The 5,479-nt window shown below is 62.4% G+C and carries 6 protein-coding genes; 3 read left to right on the top strand and 3 right to left on the bottom strand.

Annotated elements, in window-relative coordinates; translation table 11 throughout:
* The coding region (locus tag ACKODO_RS10815) for an alpha-isopropylmalate synthase regulatory domain-containing protein (protein WP_408983441.1) at positions 1-735 on the top strand (735 nt) is incomplete at its 5' end.
* Between the two features lie 50 nt (positions 736-785).
* Here the strand turns inward: ACKODO_RS10815 and ACKODO_RS10810 are convergent.
* Positions 786-1,127, bottom strand: coding sequence for a hypothetical protein (locus ACKODO_RS10810; RefSeq protein WP_408983440.1), 342 nt, complete (start codon positions 1,125-1,127; stop codon positions 786-788).
* Positions 1,128-1,222: 95 nt separating this feature from the next.
* On the bottom strand, positions 1,223-1,795 hold the full coding sequence (locus ACKODO_RS10805; protein WP_408983439.1) for a TIGR00730 family Rossman fold protein: 573 nt from the start codon (positions 1,793-1,795) through the stop codon (positions 1,223-1,225).
* A 188-nt stretch (positions 1,796-1,983) separates the two neighbouring features.
* Here ACKODO_RS10805 and ACKODO_RS10800 point away from each other — a divergent pair, with 188 nt between their 5' ends.
* Positions 1,984-3,882 carry an ABCB family ABC transporter ATP-binding protein/permease gene (locus tag ACKODO_RS10800; RefSeq protein ID WP_408983438.1) on the top strand — a complete coding sequence of 633 codons (1,899 nt, stop codon included), beginning with the start codon at positions 1,984-1,986 and terminating at the stop codon, positions 3,880-3,882.
* A 73-nt stretch (positions 3,883-3,955) separates the two neighbouring features.
* Here the strand turns inward: ACKODO_RS10800 and ACKODO_RS10795 are convergent, their stop codons facing one another.
* Complete coding sequence (locus tag ACKODO_RS10795) at positions 3,956-4,213, bottom strand: hypothetical protein (protein ID WP_408983437.1); 258 nt, start codon at positions 4,211-4,213, stop codon at positions 3,956-3,958.
* A gap of 312 nt (positions 4,214-4,525) precedes the next feature.
* Here ACKODO_RS10795 and ACKODO_RS10790 point away from each other — a divergent pair, with 312 nt between their 5' ends.
* On the top strand, positions 4,526-5,248 hold the full coding sequence (locus ACKODO_RS10790; RefSeq protein ID WP_408983442.1) for a phosphatidylserine decarboxylase: 723 nt from the start codon (positions 4,526-4,528) through the stop codon (positions 5,246-5,248).
* Positions 5,249-5,479: the final 231 nt, after the last annotated feature.

Raw genomic sequence — 5,479 nt, 5'->3', positions numbered from 1 at the left:
CCCTATGTCGGCGCCTCGGCCTTCGCGACGAAGGCGGGCATCCACGCTTCAGCGCTGATCAAGGACCCCAGGACCTACGAGCATGTGCAGCCGGAAAAGCTGGGCAATCGCCGTCTCGTGCTCGTTTCCACGCAGGCCGGCCGCTCGAATGTGCTGGCGGAACTCGAACGCCTCGGCGTGATGGTCGGCAAGGATGACAGCCGCGTGAACCGCATTCTTGACGAGGTGAAGGAACGCGAGGCGCTCGGTTATTCCTATGAGGGGGCGGATGCGAGCTTCTATGTGCTCGCGCAGCGCCTGCTCGGCCGCGTGCCGGAATTCTTCAAGGTCGAGCGCTTCAAGGTGAATGTCGAGCGCCGCTACAACGCGAAAGGCGATCTCGTCACCTTCTCCGAGGCCATCGTGAAGGTGCGGATCGGCGAGACGAGCCGCATCTCGGCGGCGGAAGGCGATGGCCCTGTCAATGCGCTCGACAAGGCGCTGCGGAAGGACCTCGGGCGATACCAGAGCCATATCAAGGGCTTGAAGCTCACGGATTTCAAGGTGCGCATCTTTCAGGGCGGCACGGATGCCGTGACGCGGGTGCTGATCGATTCGACCGACGAGACCGGCGAAAGCTGGACCACCGTGGGCGTGAGCGCGAACATCATCGACGCCTCGTTCCAGGCATTGACGGATTCGGTGGTCTACAAGCTTCTACGCATGCACATGGCGGGCACGCTGCCGGCGGAGTGAGAAGGGCGCAGCACGCCCCCCAACCGGTTTTCGGTGCAGCCAGGCCTGGCTCAATCCACGAAGCGGATGGTCTTGTCCATGCAGAGATCCTGTTCGGTCGGCTCGAATTCCGCCTCATCCGCAAACGATGCCGAGATGGTGAAAACGCAGCCGTTTCGCGGGCGGATCTTGAAGCTTTGCCGCTTGCCTGGCTCCAGCGCCTTCTTCAGCGTGCCGACCTTCTCACCCTTGGCCGAGGTGATTTCGAGCCCGGTGAGGGCGACGCTGCGGCCGTTAACCACGAGCGCCTCGCTCGCATTCTTCGGCGCCGCCCGCGAGCCCTGCGCCATCGCGCTGCCTGCCGCAAGAACCGAACACCCGGCCAGAGCGGCCATCAAAACTTTGGAACGCATGCGGAAATCCCCATTCAATGCACCAGTAGGACAGAGCATTCGCCTGAATTGATGAGAAATCAAGAGATCGCGCGAAAGGATTTGTTCATGAAGGTCTATTCGGCGAGCTTTGCACGCAGTTGGTCGATTTCCTGCAACATCGGAATGATCTCTTCCACGCGCTCCGCGATCTGGTAGCGGACCTCGAGGCCGGCGCGGATGAACGCCGTCTCGCGCATATGGGCGAAGAGAACCATCAGCGGCTTCCAGAAGCCGGCAATGTTTGCAAGCAGAATCGGCTTCTCGTGCTGGCCGAGCTGGCTCCAGGTGAGCTGTTCGACCAGTTCCTCCAGCGTGCCGATGCCGCCCGGGAGGGCGACGAAGGCATCCGCCTTCTCGAACATCAGCATCTTCCGATCGTGCATGTTGCGGGTGACGTGCATTTCCTGTGCGCCTTCGAGCATCATCTCGCGCGCCTTCAGGAAATCCGGAATGATGCCGGTGACATGGCCGCCATGCCGCAGGACCGAGCGCGCCACGGCACCCATCAGGCCGTGGCTGCCCCCGCCATAGACCAAACCGAGGTCGTGTTCGGCCATGAGGCGGCCGAGCGTTTCCGCTGCTGCCAGAAATCGCGGATCGGTGCCGTTGCCCGAGCCGCAGAACACGCAAATGGATCGAATCGCCATGCATTGATTCCGCCCGTTTTTCGGCAAAGTCGCAAGGGGCGCGAGCGGGAAAATCCTTCTCCGGGGCATGACAAGCCGGCGCGCCGTGCCTATCTTGCAGGAGTCGCGGCGAATGGTCGCCCTTCTGGTGTCCGGTCCGGGTTTGCCGGTTCTTTGCGGACTTCCGTTTCGAACAGGATTTCGGTCGCGTGTCGAGCCCGTCCCCGTCTTTGTCTGCCCACGAGGGCGAGGCCTCCCTGCTTTCCACCATCCGCAGGCTCTGGCCCTTCCTCTGGCCGCATGAGCGGCCCGATCTTCAGCGCACCATCGGCCTGTCGCTGGCGCTGATCCTGGTCGCCAAGGGCTTCACGGTCATGATGCCCTATACGTTCAAATGGGCGACGGATGCGCTGGTGGCGGCCTCGGGCGGCAGAAGCGACGAGGTCGGCAGCCTTGGCTGGCTCATCGCCGCGCCGGTTCTGGCGACCGTGCTCTATGGCGCCGTGCGAATCCTGATGGTGATCTTCACGCAGCTGCGCGAAGGCCTTTTCGCGAAGGTCGCGATGAACGCCGTGCGCCAACTGGCGCTGCGCACCTTCGCGCATATGCACCGGCTCTCGCTGCGCTTTCATCTCGAGCGCAAGACCGGCGGGCTGACCCGCGTGCTCGAGCGCGGCCGCGACGGCATCGAAGAACTCGCGCGCATGACGCTGATGACGCTCATCCCCACCATCGTGGAATTCGCGCTGGTGATCGGCGTCTTCGCGATCGAGTTCGACTGGCGCTACGTCGTCACCGTGCTGGTGATGATCGTGATCTATCTCTGGTTCACGGTGAAGGCCACGCAATGGCGCATGGAAATCCGCCGCCGCATGAACGAGAGCGACACCGACGCCAACGCGAAAGCGGTGGATTCACTCCTGAATTTCGAGACCGTGAAGTATTTCGGCGCCGAAGAACGCGAGCGTGGCCGCTATGATCGCAGCCTTGCCCGATATGAGCGCGCCTCGGTGAAGACCTATACCTCGCTCGCCGTTCTCAATACCGGCCAGGCGGTGATCTTCACGCTCGCGCTGACGCTCTGCATGGCGATGTCCGCTGCCGATGTGGTGGCCGGCAAGAACTCCGTCGGCCATTTCGTGATGATCAACGCGCTGATGATCCAGCTCTACCAGCCGCTGAACTTCATGGGGATGGTCTATCGCGAGATCAAGCAGGCGATCATCGACATCGAGAAGATGTTCGACATCCTGAACAGGAATGCGGAGGTGGAGGATCGCCCGGATGCAAAGCCGCTCACGGTGAAGGAAGGGCGCATCCGCTTCGAGGATGTGAAGTTCCACTATGTGCCCGAGCGGTCGATCCTGAAGGGGGTGTCCTTCGAGGTGCCGCCGGGGCAGACGGTGGCGATTGTCGGGCCTTCGGGAGCGGGAAAATCCACGCTCTCGCGCCTGCTTTTCCGATTCTACGATGTGATCGAGGGACGCATCACCATCGACGGCCAGGATATCCGCGAGGTAACGCAGGTTTCCCTGCGGGATTCCATCGGCATTGTCCCGCAGGATACGGTGCTCTTCAACGACACCATCGCCTACAATATCGGCTATGGTCGGCATGACGCCGACAAGGCGGAGATCGAGAAGGCCGCGAGCCTCGCGCAGATCGATCCGTTCATCCGGCAATTGCCGGAAGGCTACGAATCACAGGTGGGCGAGCGCGGACTGAAACTCTCGGGCGGTGAAAAGCAGCGCGTGGCCATTGCGCGGACCATTCTCAAGGGGCCGCCGATCCTCGTGCTGGACGAGGCGACCTCCGCGCTCGACAGCTACACCGAGAAGGAAATCCAGGATGCGCTGGAGCGTGTCTCGCGCGGGCGCTCCACGCTGGTCATCGCGCATCGGCTCTCGACGGTGGTGAATGCCGACAAGATCATCGTGCTTGACAAGGGCGTGATCGCCGAAAGCGGCACGCATGAGGAGCTGCTCGCGAAGGGCGGCCTCTATGCCGGCATGTGGAATCGCCAGCGCGAGGTGGACCTCGCCCGCGAGACCCTGAAGCGTGCGGCGGAAACCGAGGAGCCGAGCCTGCGCACCTCGATTCAGGCATAAGCCGCGTTCAGGCCAGAAAAGGGCTTGTGGATGCGCAATAAGCCCCGCTCTTCCACCAGAACACGGCCCCAAATCAGTGCAAATGCATCGGTCCAGCGCGCTCTGCCTCGCGCTGCAGGCGCTTGCGGATGAAGGTTCGTGTATCCTGGTCGATCCGTTCCACCCATTCGGGGTGGTCCCGGCTCATGGCCTCCACGCAGAACGCGACGGGATCGGGTTCTGCCAGGATGAGGCGGGCCGGGCTCTGGGCCGGAGCGAGAGAAAAGCGATGGGCGCGCAACATGCGCATGGAACCGTAACCGATGCAGGCGATGCCAAGCGAATGGTCCATGACAACCTCCCTGCCAGCCCATTCCGGGTCCCCGTTCGGGCGGAAAAGCCGGCCTCTTGCGGTGGATTCAGCGTAATATTTTGATATTTTTCATCAATCTTCTTTTGCGATCTCAACTGATGGAAGCAGGATTCTTTGCCTTGTGCGTCAAATTAACACATCCTTCGGTTTTGACCATTGGGCAAAACGGTGCCCCGGCAAAGGTTTGCAGGAATTCTGAAGGCACTTGGCAGGCCTTTCCCCGCGCGCCCGCCGCATGTTAGGGAGCGGCGCGTTGATTGGCGGCCGCAGGGCTGTTCGGGCAGGGTCAGGCTGCCACATCAGGAGAGTTCGTTCATGTCGATTGTCGCGTCCATTCGCAAACAGATCACCCCGATCCATCCCGAGGGCTTCCTTTTCGTGGCCGGGGCGGTTGTTCTCGCGCTGGCGGCGGATTGGCTTCTGCCGCGTGTGGGCTGGATCTTCTGGCTCTTGCCCCTGTTCGTCGCCTATTTCTTCCGCGACCCGAAGCGCGTGACGCCTTTGCGGGAAGGGCTCGTTGTTTCCCCGGCGGACGGCCGCGTGAGCTTCGTGGGCCATGCCGTGCCGCCGCCCGAACTGGGCCTTGGTGACCAGCCGATGCTGATGATCTCGATCTTTCTCTCGGTCTTCGACGTGCACATCAACCGCGCGCCGGTTTCGGGTCGCATCCGTAAGATCGTCTACACGCCCGGCCTGTTTCTCAACGCCGATCTCGACAAGGCCTCGAAGGACAACGAGCGCAACAGCCTCGTGATCGAATCGTCCTCCGGCCTCATCGGCTGCGTGCAGATCGCCGGGCTCATCGCGCGGCGCATCCTCTGCTTCGTGAAGGAGGGCGAGGAGATCACCGCCGGCGCGCGCTTCGGCCTCATCCGCTTTGGTTCGCGGACAGATATCTACGTTTCGGCGGATGCGCGCGCGCTCGTCACCGAGGGCCAGCGCGCCATCGGCGGCGAGACGGTTCTGGTGGACCTCAAATCCAGCGAGCCGCAGCGCAACTTCCGGCTGGATTGATCTGCCTTCATCCGCCGCTTGCGGGGTGGCGTCAAAAAGATGAATCGTAAGGCGGCAGCGCGACAACCGAGAGAGTGATGGAAACGATCTTCCCGCCCGAAAGCCCGCCGCTTGCGGCGTGGCGTCAAACAAGCGAATCGTAAGGCGGCAGCGCGACAACCGACATGAACGAACTCTCCTGATGTGGCAGCCTGACCCTGCCCGAACAGCCCTGCGGCCGCCAATCAACGC

The sequence above is a fragment of the Rhabdaerophilum sp. genome (assembly GCF_046092605.1).
Classification (GTDB): domain Bacteria; phylum Pseudomonadota; class Alphaproteobacteria; order Rhizobiales; family Beijerinckiaceae; genus Rhabdaerophilum.
This window is presented reverse-complemented; position numbering and strand designations above follow the sequence as displayed.